At 60.0% G+C, this 25,197-nt stretch carries 17 protein-coding genes; 8 read left to right on the top strand and 9 right to left on the bottom strand.

From position 1 onward, the window contains the following. Positions 1-51: 51 nt before the first annotated feature. The 8 genes from JNO48_05490 to JNO48_05455 all read right to left on the bottom strand — a co-directional run bounded on the left by JNO48_05490 (position 52) and on the right by JNO48_05455 (position 9,368). Complete coding sequence (locus JNO48_05490; GenBank protein QTE69685.1) at positions 52-564, bottom strand: hypothetical protein; 513 nt, start codon at positions 562-564, stop codon at positions 52-54. A 156-nt stretch (positions 565-720) separates the two neighbouring features. Next, positions 721-1,419 carry an NAD(P)H-dependent oxidoreductase gene (locus tag JNO48_05485; GenBank protein ID QTE69353.1) on the bottom strand — a complete coding sequence of 233 codons (699 nt, stop codon included), beginning with the start codon at positions 1,417-1,419 and terminating at the stop codon, positions 721-723. Between the two features lie 24 nt (positions 1,420-1,443). Continuing rightward, the gene (locus JNO48_05480) at positions 1,444-2,070 is read right to left on the bottom strand and encodes a TetR/AcrR family transcriptional regulator (protein QTE69352.1); all 627 of its coding nucleotides are present in this window, start codon (positions 2,068-2,070) and stop codon (positions 1,444-1,446) included. 121 nt (positions 2,071-2,191) lie between these two features. Beyond that, positions 2,192-3,907, bottom strand: a complete 1,716-nt coding sequence (locus tag JNO48_05475) for an ABC transporter ATP-binding protein (protein QTE69351.1) — start codon at positions 3,905-3,907, stop codon at positions 2,192-2,194. Continuing rightward, positions 3,897-4,964, bottom strand: coding sequence for a helix-turn-helix transcriptional regulator (locus tag JNO48_05470; GenBank protein QTE69350.1), 1,068 nt, complete (start codon positions 4,962-4,964; stop codon positions 3,897-3,899). Before JNO48_05470 ends, JNO48_05475 begins: the two co-directional genes overlap by 11 nt. A 695-nt stretch (positions 4,965-5,659) precedes the next feature. After that, complete coding sequence (guaA, locus tag JNO48_05465; GenBank protein QTE69349.1) at positions 5,660-7,201, bottom strand: glutamine-hydrolyzing GMP synthase; 1,542 nt, start codon at positions 7,199-7,201, stop codon at positions 5,660-5,662. A gap of 37 nt (positions 7,202-7,238) precedes the next feature. After that, positions 7,239-8,129, bottom strand: a complete 891-nt coding sequence (locus tag JNO48_05460; GenBank protein QTE69348.1) for an alpha-hydroxy-acid oxidizing protein — start codon at positions 8,127-8,129, stop codon at positions 7,239-7,241. 123 nt (positions 8,130-8,252) lie between these two features. Further along, a complete protein-coding gene (locus tag JNO48_05455; protein QTE69347.1) occupies positions 8,253-9,368 on the bottom strand; it encodes an AAA family ATPase in 1,116 nt (371 codons plus the stop codon). Between the two features lie 222 nt (positions 9,369-9,590). Between JNO48_05455 and msrA the strand changes: the two genes are divergently transcribed. Both msrA and JNO48_05445 read left to right on the top strand, forming a co-directional pair. Further along, positions 9,591-10,079: a peptide-methionine (S)-S-oxide reductase MsrA gene (gene msrA / locus JNO48_05450; GenBank protein ID QTE69346.1), complete on the top strand. Its 489-nt coding sequence runs from the start codon at positions 9,591-9,593 to the stop codon at positions 10,077-10,079. A 144-nt stretch (positions 10,080-10,223) separates the two neighbouring features. After that, positions 10,224-11,606 carry an MATE family efflux transporter gene (locus tag JNO48_05445; GenBank protein QTE69345.1) on the top strand — a complete coding sequence of 461 codons (1,383 nt, stop codon included), beginning with the start codon at positions 10,224-10,226 and terminating at the stop codon, positions 11,604-11,606. A 26-nt stretch (positions 11,607-11,632) separates the two neighbouring features. Here the strand turns inward: JNO48_05445 and asnB are convergent, their stop codons facing one another. Further along, entirely contained in the window at positions 11,633-13,228 is a 1,596-nt protein-coding gene (gene asnB / locus JNO48_05440) for an asparagine synthase B (protein ID QTE69344.1), read from the bottom strand. 513 nt (positions 13,229-13,741) lie between these two features. Between asnB and glnA the strand changes: the two genes are divergently transcribed. The 6 genes from glnA to JNO48_05410 all read left to right on the top strand — a co-directional run bounded on the left by glnA (position 13,742) and on the right by JNO48_05410 (position 25,050). After that, positions 13,742-15,073: a type I glutamate--ammonia ligase gene (gene glnA, locus JNO48_05435; GenBank protein QTE69343.1), complete on the top strand. Its 1,332-nt coding sequence runs from the start codon at positions 13,742-13,744 to the stop codon at positions 15,071-15,073. Positions 15,074-15,143: 70 nt separating this feature from the next. Then, positions 15,144-15,668 (top strand): ANTAR domain-containing protein, encoded by a 525-nt coding sequence (locus tag JNO48_05430; GenBank protein QTE69342.1) that lies wholly within the window; start codon positions 15,144-15,146, stop codon positions 15,666-15,668. A gap of 70 nt (positions 15,669-15,738) precedes the next feature. Beyond that, positions 15,739-20,055 carry a glutamate synthase large subunit gene (gltB, locus tag JNO48_05425; GenBank protein ID QTE69341.2) on the top strand — a complete coding sequence of 1,439 codons (4,317 nt, stop codon included), beginning with the start codon at positions 15,739-15,741 and terminating at the stop codon, positions 20,053-20,055. Positions 20,056-20,106: 51 nt separating this feature from the next. Continuing rightward, entirely contained in the window at positions 20,107-21,975 is a 1,869-nt protein-coding gene (gene glmS, locus JNO48_05420; GenBank protein ID QTE69340.1) for a glutamine--fructose-6-phosphate transaminase (isomerizing), read from the top strand. Between the two features lie 44 nt (positions 21,976-22,019). Next, positions 22,020-23,213 (top strand): LL-diaminopimelate aminotransferase, encoded by a 1,194-nt coding sequence (locus JNO48_05415; protein ID QTE69339.1) that lies wholly within the window; start codon positions 22,020-22,022, stop codon positions 23,211-23,213. A gap of 235 nt (positions 23,214-23,448) precedes the next feature. Next, complete coding sequence (locus tag JNO48_05410) at positions 23,449-25,050, top strand: CTP synthase (GenBank protein QTE69338.1); 1,602 nt, start codon at positions 23,449-23,451, stop codon at positions 25,048-25,050. Positions 25,051-25,197 lie beyond the last annotated feature (147 nt).

The following is a 25,197-nucleotide window of genomic DNA, read 5'->3' as shown; positions in this document are numbered from 1 at the left end:
GGCTTTTTTATTCTCTGATCGATGGCGGAAACGGATGCGGCCGGGCGTGCCTCAGTCCGAAGTGTTTTCCCGGCTCATGCGGAAATGCCGGTAAGCCAGAACCCCGACCGGAATAAAGAAGAGACACCAGAGGAGCAGCGCAACGGTTCCGCCGTTCCCGCTTTCTCCATCTGCCATGGCGGTAAACATACCGGTCATGGGCATAAAGAAGCAGCCGGGGAAGAAGACTCCGTGAATGATCAGCAGGCGCTTGAGCCACTGATCCGTTTTGTTTTCCGGCTTCATGGACAGGCCGATGAAGAACGTGGAAAGCGCCATCATGCCATATCCCAGCAGGTCATAGTTGAAGATCAGGCCGCCCCGCCGGAAATTGAGGATCCGGGAAGCCTGGTCGTTCAGCGTATCTGTCCGGACGGTGGTGGTCTGGGCAAAGTAAACCAGCAGGACCAGCACCGCATAGACCCCGGCAAGCACCAGGCCGGCATTGGCGGCCGCCTTCCGGTCGCGGCCGCTTTCATGATGCAGTCCCGCCGCCATCATGATATAGCCGACGGGCAGGAACATGCAGACCAGATAGAAACCGAAGTGGAAATCCAGGAGAAGGAATAACGCGAAAAGGAAGACGGTCACTGTGACCAGCGCTGCGCCGGCCATGGATACGGTTCTGTTCATCAATGCCTCCTGCAAGCCCGGCAGAACTGCCGTGAAATTATAATCTGATCAGTTTCTCCAGGGTCTCTCTTTGGCCAGCCAGCCATTGCTTTCCCAGTAAGACCTGTCCGCCTCACCGGAGCCGAGGTTCGCTTTCTGCATCATCCGCATCAGCATGAAAAGCGCCTTTGTCCGCAGGCCTGCTTTTACATGATCATTCCGTAATACCTTCGCGGCGATCCGGGAGGCGGCTTTTTCGATCTTCTGCTTTTTCCGGTCCCTGATGCCGTCCCAGTTCATCGCCTGGACGCAGATTCCACAGGTCCATACGCGCGGAATCCCCCAGTAAAACAAAGCGTTCGCCACAGACCGGACCGCCTTCTTCGCTCCGCTTCCCGCGGCGGTTGATATGACGATTGCCTTTTTGCTGAACATGCATTTTCGCGGCCTGTGGGACATCCAGTAATTGAAGGTAAGGTCCAGGAAACTTTTCATGGGCGCCGATTCCCGCAGGCAGTAGGTGGGGGTTGTGAAGATCAGGATATCCGCGGATTCAACCTCGCGCATAATCCGGTTCTTTTCTTCATAAAACGGGCATTTTGTTACATCTTCCACGCAGGCGTAACACCCGGTGCAGAAATGATTCAGATCCCGGGGAAGGAAAAACTCCACAGGGGTTTCCTCCGGGCCTATTTTTCCGGCAACCATCCGGCCGATATGATAAGTGCTTCCTTTATGGTTCTGGCCATGAATCATGACGATTTTCATGATGAATATTCCCCCTGTAACGATTTACTGCTGATCCGCCTTCCGCCCGTACAGCCGGTTGAACTGGCGGATATGTTTTTCCAGGATTTCAACGGCTCCCTTTTCCCGGGAAGGATCCCGGTCGCAGGCTGTAAGCAGCATATAGATCGGCGCATAAAAGTGCAGCGTCATGATCTCCGCATTGTCTGTATGAAGCACACCTTCCTGGACCATCAGGCCGAGGAGCAGGCCCTGGTAGGACAGGGGATCGTCCACATAATGCTTCATATATGCTTCCGACAGCTCCCTGTCGTGATACGCCGCCATCGTAAGCATCTTCCGGAATTTCCGGGTATAGTCATCATGGAGAAAATACATGAACAGATCTGTTCCGAGACGGATCAGCTGTTCTTCGGAAAGTTTTTTATAGATCGCCGCGTCCCGGGCGGCGTCATTCCCCTGGATGTGCAGCATACCGGCCTGCTTCAGGAATTTATTGTTCATTTCCCGGATGAGCGCGTCAAATATGGCCTGTTTGCTTTCAAAGTGCTTATACAGGGACGGGGCTTTGATTCCGACCCGTTCAGCGATTTCACTGACAAAGACATTGGCATAGCCCTTTTCAGAGAAAAGCGACAGCGCCTCATCCAGGATCCTGCTCTTCGTATCCATACTCATCCTCCTGTGATGGCTAATTCGGATTAGCCTTATCATAAGCTAATTTGAATTAGCTGTCAAGTGTGTAAAAAAACCACCGGCAAAGCCGGTGGTATGCATCACCCATTCAAGGTGATTATTGCGCCACGGTAAAGAGCGCGTGGAAATACCCTTTCCTTTCCATCAGCTCTTCGAAGGTTCCGGATTCTGTGACCTGCCCGTCTTTCAGTACCAGAATGCCGTCATACCGCCGCAGAAGGGCTTCCTCCAGCGAATGAGTGACCACGATCCGGGTGATCCCCACCAGGTCCAGGATGTCATTGGAGACCTGCCAGGCCGTCTGTGCGTCCAGCGCTGCTGTTGCTTCATCCGCCAGCAGGATGGAGGATTTTTTCAGCAGGCTCCGGGCAATGGAAATCCGCTGCTTTTCACCGCCGCTGAACCCCTTTCCGTTTTCTCCGCACAGCGTGTTTTCGCCACGCTCCGCAATGAGGCTGTCCAGGTGTGCGCGCCGGATGACATCGTCCAGGACTTCCTCCGGGAAATCACGGAACATGGTCACATTATCCCGGATGGATGCGTTGAACACAAATACATTCTGCTGGATTACCGAGATCAGTTCATAGAGAGATTCAGCCCGGATACTCCGAAGTTCTTTTCCGTCCAGCAGAATACTTCCCGTATATTCCAGACCCGGGGACATCAGCAGGTTCAGCAGCGTGGATTTCCCGCTGCCGCTGGCCCCGACAACCGCATAAGCGCCGCCCGCCCTGAAGGCTGCATCCAGGCTGTGAAGCACTTCTTTCTCCGCATCATAACGGAAGGAGACATCTTCCAGGCGGATTTCCCGGGAGAGCCTGTGGATTTCCTCTGTCCCCGTGGCTTCCGAGTTTTTTTCCAGTTCATCCGCCAGCTTACGGATCAGCCCCAGCGCTGCTTTCCGGCCGGCCAGCAGCCCCGGCAGGTCGGACGCAGGCTGAATCATGAAATTCATCAGGTTCACAAACATGATGATGGTACCGGCTGTCATTCCCTGTCCGGTCAGGGCAAGGTAAGCGCCCGCAACAAAAACGCCAAACTGCGCGCCCATCCCGGCCAGTGCGCCGATCATTCCAATGAATGCCTGGATTCGCCGCTTGCTGAGCTTTTCGTTTTCCAGCGCCCGGTTATATCCGGCAAAAAGCCGGAAAATCTCTTTCTCCGCCCGGAAACTCTTCACGACGGAGAATCCATTGAGGCAGTCCGTCAGAGCCGCTGTGAATTCCATGTTCTGTCCGGAAACCCGCTTTTCCGCCGCTTCCATCCTGCGGCCCGCCAGCAGGGACGCGGCCAGGGGAAGGATCGTCACGCCGACCGCTACCGCGGTCAGGATGGGCGAGTACAGCAGCATCAGGGCAACCGATCCGCAAAACATCACCAGCTTTGTGAACATGCCCATCAGGCTGGACAGGTAATTTGCTTCCACGCTGGTGGCGTCGTTGGTCAGGGCGGACAGATAGGCCGCGGTGCTTTCATCCCGGAAGGAGGAAATGCTTTTTTCCGTCAGCTTCCGGAAGGCAAAATCCTTATACTGCGTCATGGCTTTCCGGATGAAAGCCGGTTTAAATATGTAATCCAGCATGCTGAAAAGAATCATGAAAACCAGGTACGCGGCGACGATCATCAGGTTTTCCCGCAGGGATATCGCCCCGGCCGTTCCGGAAGCGGTATCAATCAGGGATTTCAGGATCCACGAGACGACGACCCCGCCGAAACCCATCAGCAGGGAGACACTGGCCGCCATGGAGAAGGAAAACCGGTTATGCTGAAAAAACTGTTCTTTCAGCTGATGAAACAGAGACTTATTCTTCATGTCCGGACACCTCTTTCCAGCAGTCCCGCAGTTCCGGATCCAGATACTGAAGGGCGTTTTCCAATGCTTCCATCGCTGTTTCACCGAGGGAATCGTGGGCGGCTTCCACCCTGCTGATAAATTTGATCCGGTTCATTTCATAATTCGGTGCGGCGTCAAAGGAGCGGGCCAGGGCACAGGCCTGCCGGAGGGAGCGGACCGCTTCCTCCTTTTCCCCTGACTTTATCTGGAATCCGGCCAGGGCGGCCAGCAGAACAGCGTTGTATCGGTCCAGGAAACAGGGTTCCTGCGTCTTTTTCAGCCCTTCCAGCGTGGGAACCGCCCAGCGGATCATCTCTTTTCCGGAGACGTCATCTCCGCGCGCATCCAGCAGCAGTACGTATCCCATGACACTTCGGATCAGCGAAGAAACGGACCGCAGGAAAGCCCTTTCCAGATAGACGCCCGCTTCTTCCGGCTTTTTGCATTCTGAAACCAGGATGAAGCCGATGGTATCGTCATACTGTCCCCCCGCGTTGTGGCTTTTCAGCAGCTCCAGCGCTTTGTCCGTTTCACCCAGAATGACATACATATCTGCGATCCGGCCATAAAGGATGGATTCATTCAGCCGGGGATCGGTACACTGGGGCAGCAGGAGGAGCGTTCTTTCCAGTAGTTCGATTGCGCGGCGGATCCATGCTTCTTTTTTGGTTTCTGCACCGAACGTGTAATAAAGAAAGGCTCCGGCCCACACAACGTCAAAGGAATGGGGATACTTCTGAATTGCCTTTTCCGCTTCTGAAAGGGTATCATAATCCTTGGTACCGGTGGCCTTCCACAGGCGGTCCACCATCGCTTCCAGCCGGTTGTCCTTCATCTGGTATCCCAGCAGCGTGTCCACGGAAACGTCAAAGAAATCCGCCATCTCCATAATCAGCCGCAGTTCGGGCAGGGAGGATCTGGATTCCCACTTATACACCGCGCCGACGGATACCCTCAGTACCTCCGCCAACTGTTCCTGTGTCAGCCCCCGCTGTTTCCGGTATGCCCGGATGTTTTCCGCGATCCTGGTTTCCATCTCCCGGCCTCCCTCCGTCTGATGAAAACATTATAAAGGGATCCCGTGGCTTTTTGAAGACACAGTTAGTACAATTTTATGGGAAATAATTCAACCGCTGGTATGGGGCTTGGCATAAAAAATCCCGGATCCCGTAGACGGGATCCGGGGGGTTAATAACTCTGACGTAGTGTGCGAGGCTTGGCCTTTGCTCCGCAACCTCAGTCGGCGCGCTGCTCCCTTGGAGCGGTCGCATCGCTTGCTTCGGTTGACTCATTCGGGTCGCTTCCTGCCTCGCAGGATGCCCCACTGGGGCAACGCTTCCCTCATTCCCCGCAAGCTCAATGGCCGCAACTCCCCACCGGGGAGCAAGGAATCGCACGCGCACCGCGGAGTCGTGGTCACGACTCTCACGCACCGCGCGCGGCAGTGCTCCTTTTCGGTTGAGAATGAAATCGATGAGATTTCCTCCGCATCCTCAATGGTCGTGGCTCCACAACCGTGGAGACCACTCCCTTTCGGCTGACCTCAGAACCGATGAGATTTCCGCCACAGGCGGTCATCGGTTCTTCGCCCGCAGGCGGTCGAAAAATCTATTCCCTGTGATCGTCGCAACCGCTCTGACTTCGTGCTTCGCACTCGTCAATCGCGGGCTCCTGTAACAGGGGTGGCGTTACCTGCTCTGACTTCGCCTGCGGCTTGTCAATCGCAGACGCTCACTCCCACTCGATACTTGCCGGAGGCTTAGTCGTAACGTCCAATACCACTCTGCTTGCATGCGGAACCTCATTGACGATGCGGGAAGAGATCCGTGCGATGAGGTCATAGGGGAGGCGGGCCCAGTCGGCGGTCATGAAGTCGTCCGTGGTGACGGCGCGCAGGGCGATGGTGTAGTCATAGGTGCGTTCATCGCCCATGACGCCGACGCTCTGGATGCCGGTGAGCACGGTGAAGTACTGGTTGACATGGCGGTCCAGGCCGGCGGCGGCAATCTCCTCCCGGAAGATTGCGTCGCTCTCCCGGACGATCTCCGCCTTTTCCGGGGTGACTTCCCCGATGATGCGGATGGCCAGGCCGGGACCGGGGAAGGGCTGGCGCCAGACCAGTTCCCGCGGGAGGCCGAGGGCCTCGCCCAGGACGCGGACCTCATCCTTGAAGAGCATGCGGAGGGGCTCAATGAGCTCGGTGAAGCCCAGCTCCTTCGGCAGGCCGCCCACATTGTGGTGGCTCTTGATGACGGCTGCGTTGGTGCCCTGGCCGCTCTCGATCACATCCGGATAGATGGTGCCCTGGGCGAAGTAGTCCAGCTTTCCGAGCTTCTGGGCTTCTTCCTTGAAGACCTCAATGAAATCCCGGCCGATGATATGCCGTTTTTCTTCCGGCTCGGTGATGCCCTTCAGGTCGCGGAAGAACCGCTCGGACGCGTCCGCCCGGACGAAGCGGACCGGGAACAGGTGGCTGAATACATGAACGACCTGGTCGCTCTCGCCCTTGCGGAGCAGGCCGTGGTCGACAAACACACAGGTAAGGCGGCTTCCGATGGCCCGGTAGATCAGGGCGGCCACAACGGAGGAATCCACGCCGCCGGACAGCGCCAGCAGCACAGTGCCGTTTTCACCGACCGCATCCCGGATCTGCTGAATGGCGGTTTCGGCAAAGGCGTTCATCGTCCAGTCACCGGAGCAGCCGCAGTAGCGGAACAGGAAGTTGCGGATCAGCATGCTGCCGTCCTCGGTATGGGTGACTTCCGGGTGAAACTGGACGCAGCAGATTTTCTTTTCCTCATTGACCATTGCGGCGATGGCGCAGTTGTCCGTTTCCGCGACGATTTCAAAGCCGGGCGGGCAGGCGCAGACCTGCCAGGTATGGCTCATCCAGCAGCCGGAGGTCGGCTTCATTCCGCCGAAGAGGGCGGTGTTTTCCTTTTTCCGGACGGTGATCCGGCCGTATTCCCGCTCCTTTGCCTTTTCCACACGGCCGCCGAGCAGGTCGGCGGTGAGCTGCATGCCGTAGCAGATTCCCATGACCGGGATGCCGGCGTCATACAGCGCGGGATCGATCCGGGGCGCGTCTTCGTCCCGGACGCTGGACGGACCGCCGGAGAGGATGATGCCCTTCGGACTGCGGGCCAGGATATCTGCCAGCGGAAGGTTCCACGGGACGACTTCCGAATAGACGTGGCATTCGCGGACGCGGCGGGCAATCAGCTGGGTATACTGGCCGCCGAAGTCCAGGATCAGAACGGTTTCCCTCTGCATAAATCATTCCTCCAGGATTCAGAATCAGAATCGGATATCAGCCATGGCGGTACGGGACGGGCTCCCAGATGACCGACGGGTCCATGTGGGCAAGGTCTGGCGTACCGGTACGGATCATCATGGCCTGAAGCTGGACAGTGGCTTTTTCCAGTGTCTCGCGGACACCGGCAGCCCCCTTCTCCTTCAGGGGACCCATCAGCGCCTTGCCCATGGTGACGGCGTCCGCCCCGCGGGCCAGCGCCTTGAACGCGTCAAAGCCGGATTCGATTCCGCCGTCGGCGATGAGCAGGAAGTCCGGGCCGACAGCTTTGCGGATTTCCGGCAGCAGCATGACGGGCGGAACCGCGTATTTCAGCAGCCCGTTGTGGTGGCTGAGAATGGCGCCCGCGGCGCCGAGATCGCGGCAGACGACCGCATCGTGCGCGCTGAGCACACCCTTGACCAGGAAAGGCAGCCGGGTGGAACGGATGTATGCGCCAAGCTCCTCCAGAGTGGGCTGCTTCATCTGCAGGCCGACCACCACGGAATCCTCCGCGTCATCCGTATTGACGGCGTGCTCGATATCCATGCCGACCGCCAGCGCACCGTTTTCCTCCGCAAAGGCGATCCGGCTCCGGATGGCCTCCGCATCCGCGTAGGGCTTGATGATCTTGATGACCTTCGCGCCGGTGGCCAGCACGCCGGCAAATTCCTCATTGCCGCCCATGCCGATGCTGACACAGGCGCCGGCCTGCCGCGCACCCTCTGCCATGCCGGCCAGGTCGATGTGGCTGAGCGCGGCGGTCATGATCGGTGTGCGGAATGTTTCTCCCAGGAAGGAGAAAACGGTATCCGGGCGGACAGCGCCGGCAACGCGGCTTTCCACCAGGAGGGAATCCATGTACTGCCTTGCGATGGCGACGGAGTTTCCTGCGGGATCGCTGAACATTTTCTTCCCCTGCCTTTCACCGGAATAAATCATGAAAAAATACGCGCATACAATACCATAGGGAAGCGCAGAGTTCAATAATCCTTCGATTGTATACAGAAAAAAAGCGATTGCGGATCCGGCTCAGCGCGGTTTCCGGGCAATCGCGGGGTTGGTAAACTCCTTCTCCCCGGAAACCTCACGGATGACGCGGATGCCCTCCGGGAAGCAGACCTTCTCATCGATGCTGTACAGTTCAATTTCCATCAGCGCCTGGTCCTTCCACTGGGGGTAAATATCGATGTTGTAATAAAGGCCGTTCTCGCTGAGGCAGTAACGCTCCTTGCGGATGATCCGGTAATCCGGATCGGCCTGCTGCATCAGGTCCTGGAATTCCCGACGGGTCAGGCGCTCTTCCAGCTCAATCCGTTTCCCGCCCTCGATTTCCCGCTTGCGGGTTTTGAAATACACATAGCTGCCGTCCGTGCCGCGCTGGCGGATTCGGATGACTTCGCCCGGAATATCGCTCCGCAGGTAGGCCTGCATGATCTCCACCCGCTCGCAGTTGGGACGGCTTTCGAGCATCTGCAGATCCGGATATCCGATGAGATATTTCCGCCGGGTTTCCAGCGGCTTCGGTTCTCCCAGGAAAGCGGAAATCTCCCGGATCAGGGCCAGCATCTTTTCATCAAAATCATACCGGTTGTCAATGACCCGGAGATGGGGATGCCCGGTCCACGCGGCGATCAGGGCGTCATCGGATTTGACGGCTTCCTCCGGGGTTTCATAGCGGGCGGCGTTGTTCGCGTGGGTATAGAATTCTTCCGCGCCTTTGGCGGCGGTAACGAGATGGAAGACCGCGTCGTAGTGGTCCCGGAGCTCCACTTCGCTGGTGTTCAGCTTATCCAGCACATAGCGGAATTCCTCCGCGGTCATATAGGCACGGTTGTCCAGGGCACCGCGGTCACAGACGATCAGGACTTTTTCCGCATCAAAGGTCCGGGCAATTCCGGTGAAAACCTCTTCCTTGGCCAGCATCAGCTGGGTGACCCGGTACTGGTATTCCCGGTTGTTGCGGGTCAGCCGCCACGGCGCACCGCCGTTGCTCAGCTGGGTGGCGGTTTCATCCACAAAAAGGACCAGGTAGCCCTTCTGGGTAAACGCGTTCTGGATCCAGCTCATGGCGGTCGTTTTTCCGGCACAGGGACCGCCGGTGATGACGATCCGGGTGATGGACTGCCTGCGGGGTGATTCTTCCATGTGAGGTTCCTCCGTATTCCGTTCTGCCGGCAGGAAAAACGGGAATGATGAAAAAACGCGGGATGCAGGGATATGGAAAGTACTCATCTGATAAGATTATTATAATCCGGACGGCCGGGAATTGCCACCGGCATTTTTGAACTGGATACAGAAAAAACCATTGACCGCGGGCCGGCATGATGATATACAGGGAGTATCCGAAAACGGACGGGAGGAAACAGGATGAAGACGATTTACCTGGCCGGGGGATGCTTCTGGGGCGTCCAGCGTTTTTTTGACCAGTTTGACGGAGTGGTCCGGACGGAGACCGGGTACGCGAACGGCCCGGAGCAGGCACCGACCTACCAGGACGTATGCGCGGACAGCGGCCACGCGGAAACCGTGCGGATTGACTATGACGAAAGCCGGATCACCCTGGAGGAACTGCTGGATGACTATTTTATGGTGATTGACCCGACATCCGTGAACAAACAGGGCCATGATGAGGGTATCCAGTACCGCACCGGGATTTACTGGACGGAGGAAAGCCAGGTGCCGGTGATTGAGGCGCACATGAAAAAGGAACAGGAAAAGGCCGGGCAGCCGCTGGCGGTGGAGACCGGAAAGCTGGTGAACTTCTTCCCGGCGGAGGAGTACCACCAGAAGTACCTGGAGAAAAACCCGGGCGGATACTGCCATATCCCGCTGGGCCTGCTGAATCTGAAGAAGTAATATTGCATCATGAATACTGCCGGGAGGGGAAAACCCTCCCGGCCGTTATTTGTATGGACAAATCGCTGGAAAGATATTGACTTAGAGTCAACTCAAGGGTTTATGATCTCCCCGCCGGGAGAAAAACCGGCGGGGAGGATTCTCATGAGGACGCGCAGATCCGTTACCATGGACATGACCGAGGGAGCACCGCTGCTGCTCCTGGCCAAATTTGCGCTGCCCCTCCTGATCGGCAATATATTCCAACAGGCATACAATATGGCGGACTCGATGATCGTCGGCCAGCTGCTGGGCGCGAATGCCCTGGCGGCGGTGGGCGCAACGGGTTCGATTTCTTTTTTGTTCTTCTCGATTTTCAACGGAATCAGCGGGGGCTGCGGGATCATCACTGCCCGGTACTTCGGAGCCCGGGAACACGACATGGTACAGCGGGCGATCGCGAACTCCGCGTATATCATGATCGGCGCTTCGCTGCTGACCGGGGGACTCGCGTTTTCCATGGTGCCGACGGTGCTCGGCTGGATGGGAACACCGCAGGAGATCCTGCCGGATTCCATCACCTATATGCGGATGACCTCCGCGTCGGTCCCGCTGATCGCGATCTACAACTACTCGTCTTCCATGCAGCGGGCGCTGGGCGACAGCCGGACGCCGCTGATCTTCCTGGTGGTTTCCTGCCTGCTGAACGTATGCCTGGACCTGCTGTTTGTGGGCAGCCTGGGCCTGGGCGTATTCGGCGCGGCGCTTGCGACGATGGTTTCCCAGCTGCTGGCCGGGTTCGGCTCGCTGTTGTACGCGTTCCGCCGGAATCCCTATTTCCGGCTGGGCCGCGAGATGCTGAAGCCGGACCGGAAGATCATCAGCAGTTCGGTGAAACTGGGCCTGCCGCTGGCGCTGCAGTGGAGCCTGATCGCGATTTCCACCACGGCGCTGCAGCGCGTGGTGAACACCTTCGGGCCGGTGGCCGTGGCGGCATATACCGCGACCAACCGGCTGGAACAGCTGGTGCAGCAGCCCTTCGGGTCGCTGAGCATGGCGCTGAGCACCTACTGCGGGCAGAACATGGGCGCCGGGAAAACCGGGCGGATCCGCAGCGGCTTCCGCGACAGCGCGCTGGCCAGCGCGGCACTGGCCGGGGTTATGCTGCTGATGATGCGGTTCTTCGGCGGAAACCTGGTGAACATGTTTGTGAGCGAGACAGAGGTGATCGACCTCGGGCGCGCAGCCCTGCGGACGACCAGCTGGTTCTATGTTTTCCTGGGGCTGATCTACGCCACGCGCGGCGTGCTGAACGGCGTCGGGGACGCATTCTTCGCGTTTATCAACGGCATCGTGGAGATTGCCGGACGCGTGGGGCTTCCGCTGCTGCTGATCAATTTCACATCGGCCGGCGTGATGTCCATCTGGCTGACCGCGGGGATCACGTGGATGTTGGCGGGCATCAGCTGCTTCGCCCGGTATATTTCCTGGCGGAAAAAACAGGCCGCGTTCCGTGCGGAACGCGGCGATGAAACAGCCGAAAGCTGATATACGTGTCCTGCGGAACAGCGGGATTACACCGCGCTGGCACCGTAGTTGCTCAGCACGCGGGCGGATGGATCATCCACATTGCACCCGGGCCAGGTTTTGTTGGGCATCCAGTAATCCGGGATCATGCGGGCCTGGCCGGGATAGAATTTCTCGAACAATTCACGGTAGAGGAGGCTCTCCTTGGTGAAGGGCGGGCAGTAATCATACTGCGCGGCTTTCCGGCGGAATTCCTCATCGGTATACTTCTGCTCCGCGTGTGCCTTGAGGTCGTCCACCATGCTGTGGCCGACGGCATCGGAGAAGGCGGCCTTCTGCCGCCAGAGGATCGCGTCCGGCAGGATATGGTCATCCGCGAAGGCTTTGCGGATGAGGTATTTGCCCATATCGTGGCGGTTCATCTTCAGCTCGGGATCGATGCTCATCGCGTAGCGGACGAACTTCAGGTCGCCGAAGGGAACGCGTGCCTCCAGGCTGTTGTACGAAATGCACCGGTCGGCGCGGAGAACGTCATAGACGTGCAGCTCGCGGATGCGCTTTTCCGCCTCCTCCTGGAAGGCAGCGGCGGAGGGCGCGAAGTCCGTGTATTTGTAGCCGAAGAGCTCATCGGAAATCTCGCCGGTGAGCAGCACGCGGACATCGGTGTTCTCATGGATCCATTTGCAGACCAGGTACATGCCGATGGACGCGCGGATGGTGGTGATATCCCAGGTGCCGAGCAGCTCCACCACGGTGGGCAGGGCTTCCAGCACGTCCTTTTCCGAAATAATGACCTCCGTATGGTCGCTGCCGATGTAATCGGCCACCATGCGGGCGTACTTCAGGTCGATGGCGTCCACATCCATGCCGATGGCGAAGGTGCGGATCGGCTTGCCGAGCGTTTTCCGGGCGATGGCGCAGACCAGGGAGGAATCCAGGCCGCCGGAGAGCAGGAAACCGACGGGCGCATCCGCGTCCAGCCGCTTTTCCACCCCGTCGATCAGCAGGCGGCGCAGCTTCGGACAGACCTCCTCTTCGGTTTTCATGGTGAAGTATCCGACATACGCGGGATCCGCGTAACGGATGAATTCCCCACCCATCCAGTAGTGTCCGGGCGGGAAGGGCAGGATCTCATCGCACAGGCCGACGAGGTTTTTCGGCTCGCTGGCAAAGGCCCACTCGCCGCCGGCAAAGCGCCCGTAGTACAGGGGCCGGATGCCGATGGGGTCGCGGGCGGCGATCAGCTGGTCCTTCTGGCTGTCATACAGGATGAGCGCGAATTCCGCATCCAGGGTTTTGAACATCTCCACCCCGTATTCATGATAAAGGGGAAGGAGGATCTCGCAGTCGGACTCGCCCCGGATCGGGTACGTTTCCATGAGCCGTTCGCGCAGGGGACGGAAGCCGTAGAGCTCTCCGTTGCAGACCACCATGTCATCGCCGAGGCGGAAGGGTTGCATGCCGCGCTCGTTCAGGCCCATGATGGCCAGGCGGTGGAAGCCCAGGTAACCACGGGGATCGTCCTCCGGGCCGTAGGGCTCGAAGCGGCTCATGTCCGGGCCGCGGGAGATCGTGCGGTTGAAGCATGTCTGAAGCAGGTCCGCCGGGAATTTTTTACCGGTTACGCCAAAGATGGAACACATAGAAAAAGCACCTCCTGACAGGGTCGGCTATCGTTCTGATATATTTCAGGACGAAGGCCGCCTCTCCGTGGTGCCACCTGATTTGCTTCTCTTGCAGGGCTCTGACAAGCCCCGGCGGGGATAACGTGCCGCCAGTCACGCCGCTCCTACTGATAACCGTTTCCGGTTACGTTCAGTTTGGGCTTGGAAGGGTTCTTCGCCGGACCGCCCATACAGCGCTCTCACCATGCGCGCCGCTCTCTGGGATGCCGCGGGTTCCGGGTACTTTTCTTCCGCAACGCTTTGATGTATTAAATTGGGACGGATTTTAGCACCGGTTTTCCGGCTTGTCAACCGGGGATACAGGGGAAATACAATCCGGACTTTCGGATCGCCCGGCGGAAGAAAACAGCGGGAATACAATCGGGACTATTGACACGGCCGGGATCCGGTGATAATATTCGCCCATCAAGGCAAGGGTGCTGCGGTGAACACACCCCTGCCGCTTTTTATTTCGTAAAGGAGGCCCCGGATATGAGCAAGTACAGCAAGGAAGATATCATCCGCATGGTGCGGGAGGATGACGTGGAGTTCATCCGGATGCAGTTCACCGATATTTTCGGCCAGCTGAAGAACGTGGCGATCACCGCCAGCCAGATTGAGAAGGCTGTGAACAACCAGATCATGATTGACGGCAGTTCCATCGAAGGCTTCGTGCGGATCAATGAAAGCGACCAGTACCTCTATCCGGACCTGGACACCTTCGCGATCCTGCCGTGGCGGCCGCAGCAGGGCAAAGTGGCCCGGATGATCTGCGACGTGCACAACCCCGACGGATCCCCCTTCGCGGGCGATCCCCGGAACGTGCTGAAGGGCGTGCTGGAAAAGGCCGCGAAGATGGGATATTCCTTCAACGTCGGTCCGGAGATGGAGTTCTTCCTCTTCCAGACGGACGAGCAGGGCAAGCCCACGACCACGACGTCCGACGAAGCCGGATACTTCGACCTCGGACCGCTGGACCACGGCGAAGGCACCCGGCGCGAGATCTGCATGGCGCTGGAACGGATGGGCTTTGAAATTGAAGCCAGCCACCACGAAGTGGCAGCCGGCCAGCACGAGATTGACTTCCGGTATACCGACGCGCTGACCGCGGCGGACAACATTATGACATTCAAGCTGGCGGTGAAGACGCTGGCCCAGAAGAACGGCATGCATGCGACGTTCATGCCCAAGCCCGTGTTCGGCATCAACGGAAGCGGCATGCACACCAACATGAGCCTGTTCAAGGACGGAAAGAACGTCTTTGCCGATCCTTCCGACAAGCGCGGCCTGAGCAAGGAAGCCTACGCTTTCATCGCCGGCATCCTGGCGCATATCCGCGGCATGGCGGCGGTGACCAACCCGCTGGTGAACAGTTACAAGCGGCTGGTTCCCGGCTATGAAGCCCCCTGCTACATGGCATGGAGCGCCAGCAACCGCAGCGCCCTGATCCGGATTCCCGCCGCCCGCGGAAACGGAACCCGCGTGGAGCTGCGCTGCCCGGATCCGAGCACCAACCCCTACCTGAACATGGCGGTCTGCCTGGCGGCCGGCCTGGACGGCATCGAAAAGGGCATGACCCCGCCGGAAGAAACGACCGAGAACATCTTCGCCATGGACGCGGCGACCCGCGAGGCCAAGGGAATCCAGTCCCTGCCCGGCACGCTGATCGAAGCGGTGGAATGCCTGCAGAAGGATGAAGTTATCTGCGCGACGCTGGGCGAGCATGTGCTGAGCCAGTACGTGGAAGGCAAGAAGAAGGAATGGGACGCGTACCGCACCCATGTAAGCAAGTGGGAGATTGACCGGTACCTGGTCATGTACTGAGCAGACGGGCGGGAGGAACCTGCCCGGATACGAGAGTTCGGAGACATATAAATGAAGCGGGGTGAAGCCAGTGGCACGCATCATCATTGCGGGCAGCACAGAGCAGAGCCGGGAGCAGCTGTCACGGCTGCTCGCTTCCTCCGGACACCCGGTATTCAGGATCTGCAGCAACGCCGGCGAGCTCCGGCGCGCACTGAACGAGACGGAGGACGGCCTGCTGATCCTGGCGGGCCGGATGGCCGACTGCAGGCCGGATGACCTGGTATGGGATTACGGCGACCGGGTGCATATCCTGCTGATTGCCCGGGAACCCGTGCTGGAGGAATGCGAATCACCGGAAATATTCAGGCTGGCCCTGCCGGTTTCGGGGCAGACGGTGATTGGATCAGTGGAAATGCTGACCCAGATGCACCGGATGCGGATGCCGAAACGGACCGGGGCGGACAAACAGATCGTGGAGCAGGCAAAGGAGCTGCTGATGCGGCGGCACGGAATCAGTGAAGCCGAAGCGCACCGGACATTGCAAAGGTTCGCGATGGACCACGGAATGAAAATGACGGAATACGCGGAAAAGATCATCCGGAGCCTGGGATGATTCCTGCTCGGCTTTGAAAAAGATCACAGTTGCTTTCGCTCTCGGCGGAAGCAGGGAGGCGAAAGCAGCCATGCGGGACCGGCAATTTCCGCTGTACCGGGAAGAATTGGAACACGACAGCTGCGGCGTGGGCGCCGTGGCGGACCTGGAAGGTAAATATACCCACCGCACCGTGGAGCAGGCGCTCGCCATCGTGGAGCGCCTGGCCCACCGTGCCGGCAGCGACGCGCCCGGAACGACCGGGGACGGCGTCGGCATCATGACGGAACTCCCGCACACGCTGTTCGCGGCGTGGGCGCAGGAGGAAGGCATCCCGCTGGGGAAGGCCGGCGACTACGGCGTCGGCATGTTCTTCCTGCCGGAGGATGAAACCGGCATGCAGGAAGCCTGCGCGATCTTTGAACAGCTGACGGCGGCGGAAGGAATCCCGGCTGCCGGCTGGCGCGACGTGCCCTGCCACCCGGCCCAGCTGGGCGCCGGCGCGCGGCGGACCATGCCGCGGATCCGGCAGTGCTTTTTGCGCCGTCCGGCGGGCATTTACGCCGGCGCGGACTTTGAACGGCATCTCTATGTCCTGCGGAGGACATTTGAAAAACAGAATACGGACACGTATATCTGCTCCCTGAGCGCACGGACCATTGTCTACAAGGGAATGATGCTGGTGAACCAGCTTCGTTCCTTTTATGACGACCTGCAGGACGTGCGCTATACGAGCCGGATGGCCATGGTGCATTCCCGGTTCTCGACCAATACGTTCCCGAGCTGGAGCAAGGCGCATCCCCAGCGGATGCTGCTGCACAACGGCGAAATCAATACGATCCGCGGCAACCATGACCGCATGAAGGCCCGCGAAGAAACCATGCGCTCCGCCGTGATGGGCGGGGAAATGCGCCGGGTGCTTCCGGTGGTTTCGGACGACGGAAGCGACAGCCAGATGCTGGACAACACTCTGGAGTTCCTGGCGATGAACGGCTTCCCGCTTCCGCTGGCGGGCATGATCCTGCTGCCGGAGCCCTGGCAGCACCAGCGGGAGGAGAGCCCGTGGAGGGACCTCTACCGCTACTATGCCACGATGATGGAACCCTGGGACGGCCCGGCGGCCATCCTGTACTCCGACGGTGAGCGCGTATGCGCGTCCCTGGACCGGAACGGCCTGCGCCCGCTGCGCTGCGCGCTGACGGATGACCGGCGGCTGATCCTTTCCTCCGAGGCGGGCGTGCTGCCGGAGGAAAGCGCGCATATCGTGCGCCGGTGGAAGCTGACCGGCGGCGAAGTGCTGGAGGCGGATCTTGCCAGCGGCAAACTGCGGGAAAGCAAAGAGTTGAAGACCTTCTATGCCGGGCAGCACCCATACGGCGAATGGATGAAGAAGCTGATCCGCCTGGAAGACCTGCCGGAGCAGACAGGAAAAGCGGAGGCGCGCAGCGCTGAAGAGCGCACGCGGCTGTGCCGTGCCTTCCGGTATACGTGGGAAGACCTGCGGGATATCATTCTCCCGATGGCCGAAAACGCCGCCGAACCGATCGGCTCCATGGGCGCGGATGTACCGGTGGCGGCGCTGTCGAAGACGCACCCGCCGCTGTATGACTATTTCCGCCAGCGCTTCGCGCAGGTGACCAACCCGCCGATTGACGCGCTGCGGGAGGAGATCAAGACCGACTGCTCCGTGTACATCGGCGACGACGGCAACCTGCTGGACGCCGGGGCGGACAACTGCACGGTGCTGGAACTGCCTTCTCCGGTGCTGACAGAGGAGGAACTGGAACGGATCCGCACGATTGACAGCCCGGACTTCCGGGTGCGGACCATTTCCCTTTTATATAATAAGAAAGAAAAACTCCGGGACGCGCTGGCCGGGTTCTTCGCGGAATGCGACCGGGCCTGCGCGGACGGGATGAATATCCTGATCCTGTCCGACCGGGGCGTGGACGCGGAGCACCTGGCGATCCCGTCCCTGCTGGCGGTATCCGGGCTGGAACAGCACCTGATCCGCGTGAAGAAGCGGACGGCGGTATCAGTGGTGCTGGAAAGCGGCGAGCCGCGGGACGTGCACCAGCTGGCGCTGCTGGTGGCCTACGGCGCACGGGCGGTGAACCCGTACCTGGCGCACGAGTGCGTGCGTGCCCTGTGCGAAGCCGGACAGGTGCACTTTGAACCGGAAGAGGCGGTGCGCCGGTACAACAAGGCGCTGACTGCCGGCGTGCTGAAGATTGCCTCGAAGATGGGCGTTTCCACCCTGCAGGCGTACCAGAGCGCGCAGCTGTTTGAGGCGGTGGGCCTGGACGAGGCGTATGTGGACACCTACTTTACGAATACCCCGTGCGTGCTGGGCGGCACGGACCTGAACAAAACCGAAGAGGACAGCCGGTACCACCACCAGGCGGCGTACGGCGGATCCATCGACGGCCTGCCGGCCGTCGGCAGCCACCGCCTGCGCGGCGGGGAAGGCACCGAGGAGCACCTGTACAGCCCGGAGACGATCCACCTGCTGCAGCAGGCGGTGTGGACGGACAGCCCGGAAACATTTGAAATATATGCCGCGCGGGTGGAAAACGAGGGCCCGCGGACGATCCGGTCCATGCTGACCTTCCGGTATGACATGTGCCGGGAGATCCCGCTGGACGAGGTGGAAAGCGCAAGAGAGATTGTGAAGCGCTTCCGCACCGGCGCGATGAGCTACGGCTCCATCTCGCAGGAAGCCCATGAGTGCCTGGCCCGCGCGATGAACCGCCTGGGCGGGCGCTCCAACAGCGGCGAGGGCGGCGAACTGCCCGAGCGCTTCGGCACGGAGCTGAACTCTGCCATCAAGCAGGTGGCCAGCGGACGGTTCGGCGTGACGCGGGAATACCTGCTGAGCGCGAAGGAAATCCAGATCAAGATGGCGCAGGGCGCGAAACCCGGTGAGGGCGGACACCTGCCCGGCGCGAAGGTGACAGAGAGCGTGGCGAAGACCCGCTGCTCGACCCCGGGAATCTCCCTGATCTCCCCGCCTCCGCACCATGACATCTATTCCATTGAAGACCTCGCGGAGCTGATTTACGACCTGCAGTGCGCCAACGAGCAGGCGAAGGTGACCGTGAAGCTCGTCTCCACCACCGGGGTGGGCACGATTGCCAGCGGCGTGGCGAAGGCCGGCGCCGGCGGCATCCTGATTTCCGGCGGCGAGGGCGGCACCGGCGCGGCGCCGCTGAGCAGCGTGCACCACGCGGGCCTGCCCTGGGAGATCGGCCTGGCGGAAGCCCACCAGGTGCTGTGCCGGAACCGGCTGCGTCAGAAGGTGACCCTGGAAACCGACGGAAAGCTGATGACCGGCCATGACGTGATGGTCGCGCTGCTGCTGGGCGCGGAGCAGTTCGGCTTCGCGACGGCGCCGCTGGTGACCATGGGATGCCGGATGATGCGTGTATGCCAGCTGGGCACCTGCCCGTTCGGCATTGCGACGCAGAACCCGGAGCTGCGCAAGCGCTTTATCGGGAAACCGGAATATGTGGAACGGTTCATGCTGTATATCGCGGAGGATATGCGGAAGATCATGGCGAAGCTCGGCGCGCGGACCGTGGACGAGCTGGTGGGCCGGAGCGACCTGCTGGCCCAGAAGCCCGGGACGCCGGCGGACCTTTCCGCCCTGGTGGGTTTTGCCCGGAACACGCATATGCGGCCGGAAGCGAAGCACGACTTCCATCTTGCCGAGCGCGCGGACGCGCGGCTGTACCAGGACCACGTCCACCTGTCCACCACCGACCGGGCCTTCGGCACGATGCTGAAGGGCGAACGGACGATCCAGGCACAGGGCTGCGGCGGCCAGTCCTTCGGCGCCTTCCTGCCGGAGGGACAGAAGATTACCCTGTACGGAACCTCCAATGACTACCTGGGCAAGGGCCTGTCCGGCGGAACGCTGGCGGTGTGCCCGTCGGCGGACAGCGTGTGGAAGCCGGAGGATATCCTGATCGGCAACGTGGCGCTGTATGGCGCGACCAGCGGATATACCTTCATCGCCGGAAGAGCCGGCGAGCGCTTCGCGGTGCGCAACAGCGGCGCCTGGGCGGTCGTTGAAGGCGTGGGCGACCACGGATGCGAGTACATGACCGGCGGCCGGGTGGCCGTGCTCGGCCCGGTGGGCGACAACTTCGCCGCGGGCATGAGCGGCGGCATCGCCTGGGTGCTGGATGAGGACGGCATGCTGGAAAAGCGCATGAACAACGGCCATGCGCACGTGTATCCTGTCTCCGCGGAGCGGGAAGGCGAGCTGCGGCGCCTGCTGCAGATGCATGTGCAGGCGACCGGATCCCGAAAGGCCGAAGCGATCCTGGAACACTTTGCGGAGCGAATCAGGGATTTCCGGATGATTATTTCGGATGAATATCTTGAATATTTAAATCGTGCATAATAGTATATAGTATAAAAGAAAAACCGCGCGGCGTGCAAAGGAGCTGGGAATATGTGCGGAATCGTAGGATATACCGGAAGGCGGCAGGCCGCCCCGATTCTCCTGGAAGGACTGGAAAAGCTGGAATACCGCGGGTATGATTCCGCGGGACTGGCGGTGCGGAACGGCTCGGAACTGGCGGAGATTGTGAAGGCCACGGGCAAGCTGTACCACCTGGCGGACAAGACGGACCAGGGACGCGCCCTGCCGGGCTGCTGCGGAATCGGCCATACCCGCTGGGCGACCCACGGGGATCCGAGCATGACCAATGCGCACCCGCATGTGAGCGGCAACTGCACGGGCTCCGCCTGCGGTGCGGTGGAATCTGACGTGGCCGGCGTCCACAACGGGATTATCGAAAACTATATCGAGCTGAAGGAAAAACTCCTCCGGCACGGATACTCCTTCTACAGCGACACCGACACCGAGGTGGTGGTGAAGCTGGTGGACTACTACTATAAAAAATATAAGATCGGGCCGATTGACGCGATTACCCGGACCATGGTCCGGGTGCGCGGAAGCTATGCCCTGGCCCTGATGTTCAAGGACTACCCGGATGAGATCTTCGCCGCCCGCAAGGATTCTCCCCTGATCATCGGCGCCTCGGACGATGAGGCATACCTGGCCTCGGACGTTCCGGCCATCCTGAAGTTCACCCGCAGCGTGTACTACATCGACAACCTGCAGGCCGCGCGGATCTCCCCCGGGCAGATCCGCTTCTACGACCTGAACGGCGACGAGGTGGAGCTTCCGCTGACGGAGATCACCTGGGACGCGGCCGCGGCGGAGAAGGGCGGATACGAGCACTTCATGCTCAAGGAGATCCACGAGCAGCCGGAAGCCGTCCGCGATACCCTCAGCTCCCTGATTCACGACGGGCGGATCGACCTGAGCGCGGCAGGACTGACGGACGAGGAGATCAAAGCCATCCCGCAGGTGGATATCGTCGCATGCGGATCTGCCTGGCATGTGGGGATGGCTGCCCAATATGTCATCGAAGATATCGCCAAAATACCGGTTCGGGTGGAACTTGCATCCGAATTCAGATACAGAAACGCCCCGATGGTGGCAAACACGCTGGTAATCGTCATCTCCCAGTCCGGCGAGACGGCGGACAGCCTGGCCGCGCTGCGCGTGGCGAAGGAGCGCGGCGCGAAGACCCTGGCCATCGTGAACGTAATCGGCTCCACCATCGCCCGGGAGGCGGACCATGTACTCTACACCATGGCCGGCCCGGAGATTGCCGTCGCGACCACCAAGGCCTACAGCGCCCAGCTGGTGGCGGCCTATGCGCTGGCCATCCACATGGCCGGCGTCCGCGGGGAGATTACGGATGAGGAATACACGCGCTACACCGGGGAAATGCTGACCCTGCCGGAGAAGATCCGCCGGGTGCTGGACGAGAAGGAACGCCTGCAGTGGTTCTCCTCCAAGATCGCCAACGCCCATGATATCTTCTTCATCGGCCGCGGGCTGGACTACGCGATCAGCTTGGAAGGCAGCCTGAAGATGAAGGAAATCAGCTATATCCATTCCGAAGCCTATGCAGCCGGCGAGCTGAAGCACGGCACGATCTCCCTGATCGAAAACAACACGCTGGTCATCGGTGTGCTGACCCAGTCCGGCCTGTACGAGAAGACCGTGTCCAACATGGTGGAGTGCAAGAGCCGCGGCGCTTTCCTGATGGGCGTGACCACCAACGGCAACTTCTCCGTCGAGGATACCGCGAACTTCACCGTCTACATCCCGAAGACGGACGAGCACTTCACCGCGTCCCTCGCGGTGGTGCCGCTGCAGCTGCTTGGCTACTACACCAGCGTCAACCGCGGCCTGGACGTGGACAAGCCCCGGAACCTGGCCAAGAGCGTAACGGTGGAATAACATCCCCAAAATCCCCAAAAGGAAAAACCAAGGAGACTACCAGGATGATCAAGGTCAACGACAACTACGCGAAGCTGAAGGAATCCTACCTTTTCTACCGGATCGGCCAGAAGGTGAAGGCATACAAGGAAGCCCATCCCGGCGAACCGGTGTACCGGCTCGGCATCGGGGACGTATCCCTGCCGCTGTGCGACGCGGCGGTGAAAGCCCTGCACGAAGCGGCGGACGACCAGGGAAGTGCGGAGCGCTTCCAGGGCTATACGCCGGAACCCGGCATGCCCTTCTTCCGGGAAGCGGTGGCAAACTACTACGCCGGTCGGGGCATCTCCCTGCAGACGGCGGAGGTGTTTGTCTCCAGCGGCGCGAGCGATGAGCTGGGCGATATCCTGGACCTGTTCAGCCGTGAATCGGCCGCCTGCATCATGGAGCCGGCGTATCCCGCCTACCTGGACGCGAACATCATGGCCGGGCGGAGGATCACCACGCTGTCCGCCGGACCGGAGAACGGTTTCCTGCCGACCCCGGAGGAAAATCCGGACGCCGACCTGATTTACCTGTGCTCCCCGAACAACCCCACCGGCGCCGTCTACTCCCGGGAACAACTGAAGAAATGGGTGGACTGGGCCAATGCCTGCGGCGCGGTAATCCTCTTTGATGCGGCATACGAAGCGTTCATCGAGGATGACCGCCTGCCCCACAGCATTTTTGAAATCGAGGGCGCACGCACCTGCGCGATTGAGATCTGCTCCCTGTCCAAGACCGCCGGATTCACCGGCACCCGCCTGGGCTACACCGTGATCCCCCTGGACCTGGAGCGCGGCGGCATGAACCTGAACGCGATGTGGGTGCGCAACCGCACCACGAAAACGAACGGCGTTTCCTACATTATCCAGAAGGGCGGCACTGCCGTATTCACCCCGGAAGGCCAGGAGCAGATCAAAAAGAATATCCACTATTACAAGAACAATGCCCGGGTCCTCATGGACGCGCTGGACAAAGCCGGTATCGAATACTGGGGCGGGAAGAACGCGCCCTACGTCTGGATGCGCTGCCCCAAAGGCATGGGCAGCTGGGAATTCTTCGACCGGATGCTGAACGACATCCAGGTGGTGGGCACCCCCGGGGAAGGCTTCGGCCCCTGCGGGGAAGGTTTCTTCCGCCTGTCCGCCTTCGGCCACGCCGACGAGACCAGGACCGCCGCGGAACGCATGTACCGCCTGCTGGAATCCCTGAAATAACAGCCAAAGACAAAAACAACAACAGCAGCGACAACAACGGCAACAACCCCAACAAACCCAATCCAAACCAGTACAGCGGGAATGCATGCGGAATATTGACATGCCCGCGGCCCGGGTGTAAGATATCCCCAACAAGGCAAGGGCGCCGTGCAAACGGCGCTCTTGCCCTTTCTTTTTGTTTTTATTTTTTGGGCGGAAAGCAATGGCGCGGACCGATGATGCGGAGGAGAGCAGTATGACGAAGTATATCTTTGTAACCGGCGGTGTGGTATCCGGACTGGGAAAGGGAATTACGGCGGCATCCCTGGGGCGCCTGCTGAAGGCCCGGGGCCTGAAGGTTGCGGCCCAGAAACTGGACCCGTATATCAATGTGGACCCCGGGACGATGAGCCCCTACCAGCACGGCGAGGTGTACGTGACCGAGGACGGCGCGGAAACCGACCTAGACCTGGGCCATTATGAGCGGTTTATTGACGAGGACCTGAACAAGTATTCCAACCTGACCACCGGCAAGGTCTACTCCAACGTGATCCGGAAGGAGCGGGAAGGCGGCTACCTGGGCAGCACCGTGCAGACGATTCCGCATATCACGGATGAAATCAAGCGTTTCATCTACCGCGTCGGCGAAAAGACGGACGCGGATGTGGTGATCACCGAAATCGGCGGCACGATCGGCGACATTGAAAGCCAGCCGTTCATCGAAGCCATCCGCCAGGTAGGCCTGGAGGTCGGAAGGGAGAACTCCCTGTACGTCCACGTGACCCTCGTCCCGTACCTGAAGGCCAGCGGGGAGCACAAATCCAAACCCACCCAGCACTCCGTCAAGGAACTGCAGGGAATGGGCATCAACCCGAACATTATCGTCCTGCGGGTGGACGAGAAGATTACCGACGGATCGATCTTCACCAAGATCGCCCACTTCTGCAACGTCAAACCCGACTGCGTGATCGAGAACGTCACGCTCCCGATCCTCTATGCGGCTCCCCTCATGCTCGAGGAAGCCCACCTCTCCGGAATTGTCTGCCGGGAGCTGCATATTGACGCCCCGCAGCCGGACCTGAAGGACTGGCGGGAGATGGTGGAGCGCGTCCGCCACCAGAACAAGACGGTAAAGATCGGCCTGGTGGGGAAATACGTCCAGCTGCATGACGCCTACCTGTCCGTGGCGGAGGCGCTCCGCCATGCCGGATACGCGCTGGACGCCCGGGTGGAAATCACCTGGATCGATTCCGAAACACTCACAAAAGAAAACATAAAAAGCACAATGGCGCCCCTCCATGGCGTGATCGTCCCCGGCGGATTCGGCGGCCGCGGCATCGAGGGCATGATCCTCACTGCCCAATATGCCCGGGAGCACCATCTCCCATACTTCGGCATCTGCCTGGGCATGCAGATTGCCGTGATCGAGTACGCCCGGAACTGCGCACACCTCTCTGGCGCAAACTCCCATGAGTTTGATGAAACCTCTTCCTACCAGGTGATCAACTTCATGCCGGGCCAGAACGACGAGATCGACAAGGGCGGTACCCTGCGCCTGGGCAAATACCCGTGCATCCTCCGCCCTGATACGAAAATCGCCGGCTTCTACAAAAAGGAAGAAATCAGCGAGCGCCACCGCCACCGCTACGAATTCGCCAACGAATACCGGGATACCCTCCAGGCCGCCGGCCTCTGTCTCTCCGGACTTTCCCCGGACGGCCGCCTGGTGGAGACTGTTGAAATCCCAAGCGAAGACTTCTTCATCGGCGTTCAGTTCCACCCCGAATTCAAGAGCCGCCCGAACCGCCCCCATCCCCTCTTCCTGGGGTTCATCGGAGCAGCAATTCAGAAAGAATGAAAAACACGAGCCATGTAACCGAAATTCCAATCCACATGTACCCGCCGCCGGCGCCATAAATGGAGCCGGCGGCTAGTATTTACAAGAAGAAACAACACAAAACGGATTTCGTTTGCAAGTCAGAGAAAAGCCCTTAAGAGCAGAATT

The sequence above is a fragment of the Clostridiales bacterium genome (assembly GCA_017569285.1).
Classification (GTDB): domain Bacteria; phylum Bacillota; class Clostridia; order Christensenellales; family Aristaeellaceae; genus Aristaeella.
The sequence above is the reverse complement of the archived record's forward strand: the minus strand, read 5'-3'. Positions and strand labels throughout refer to the sequence as shown.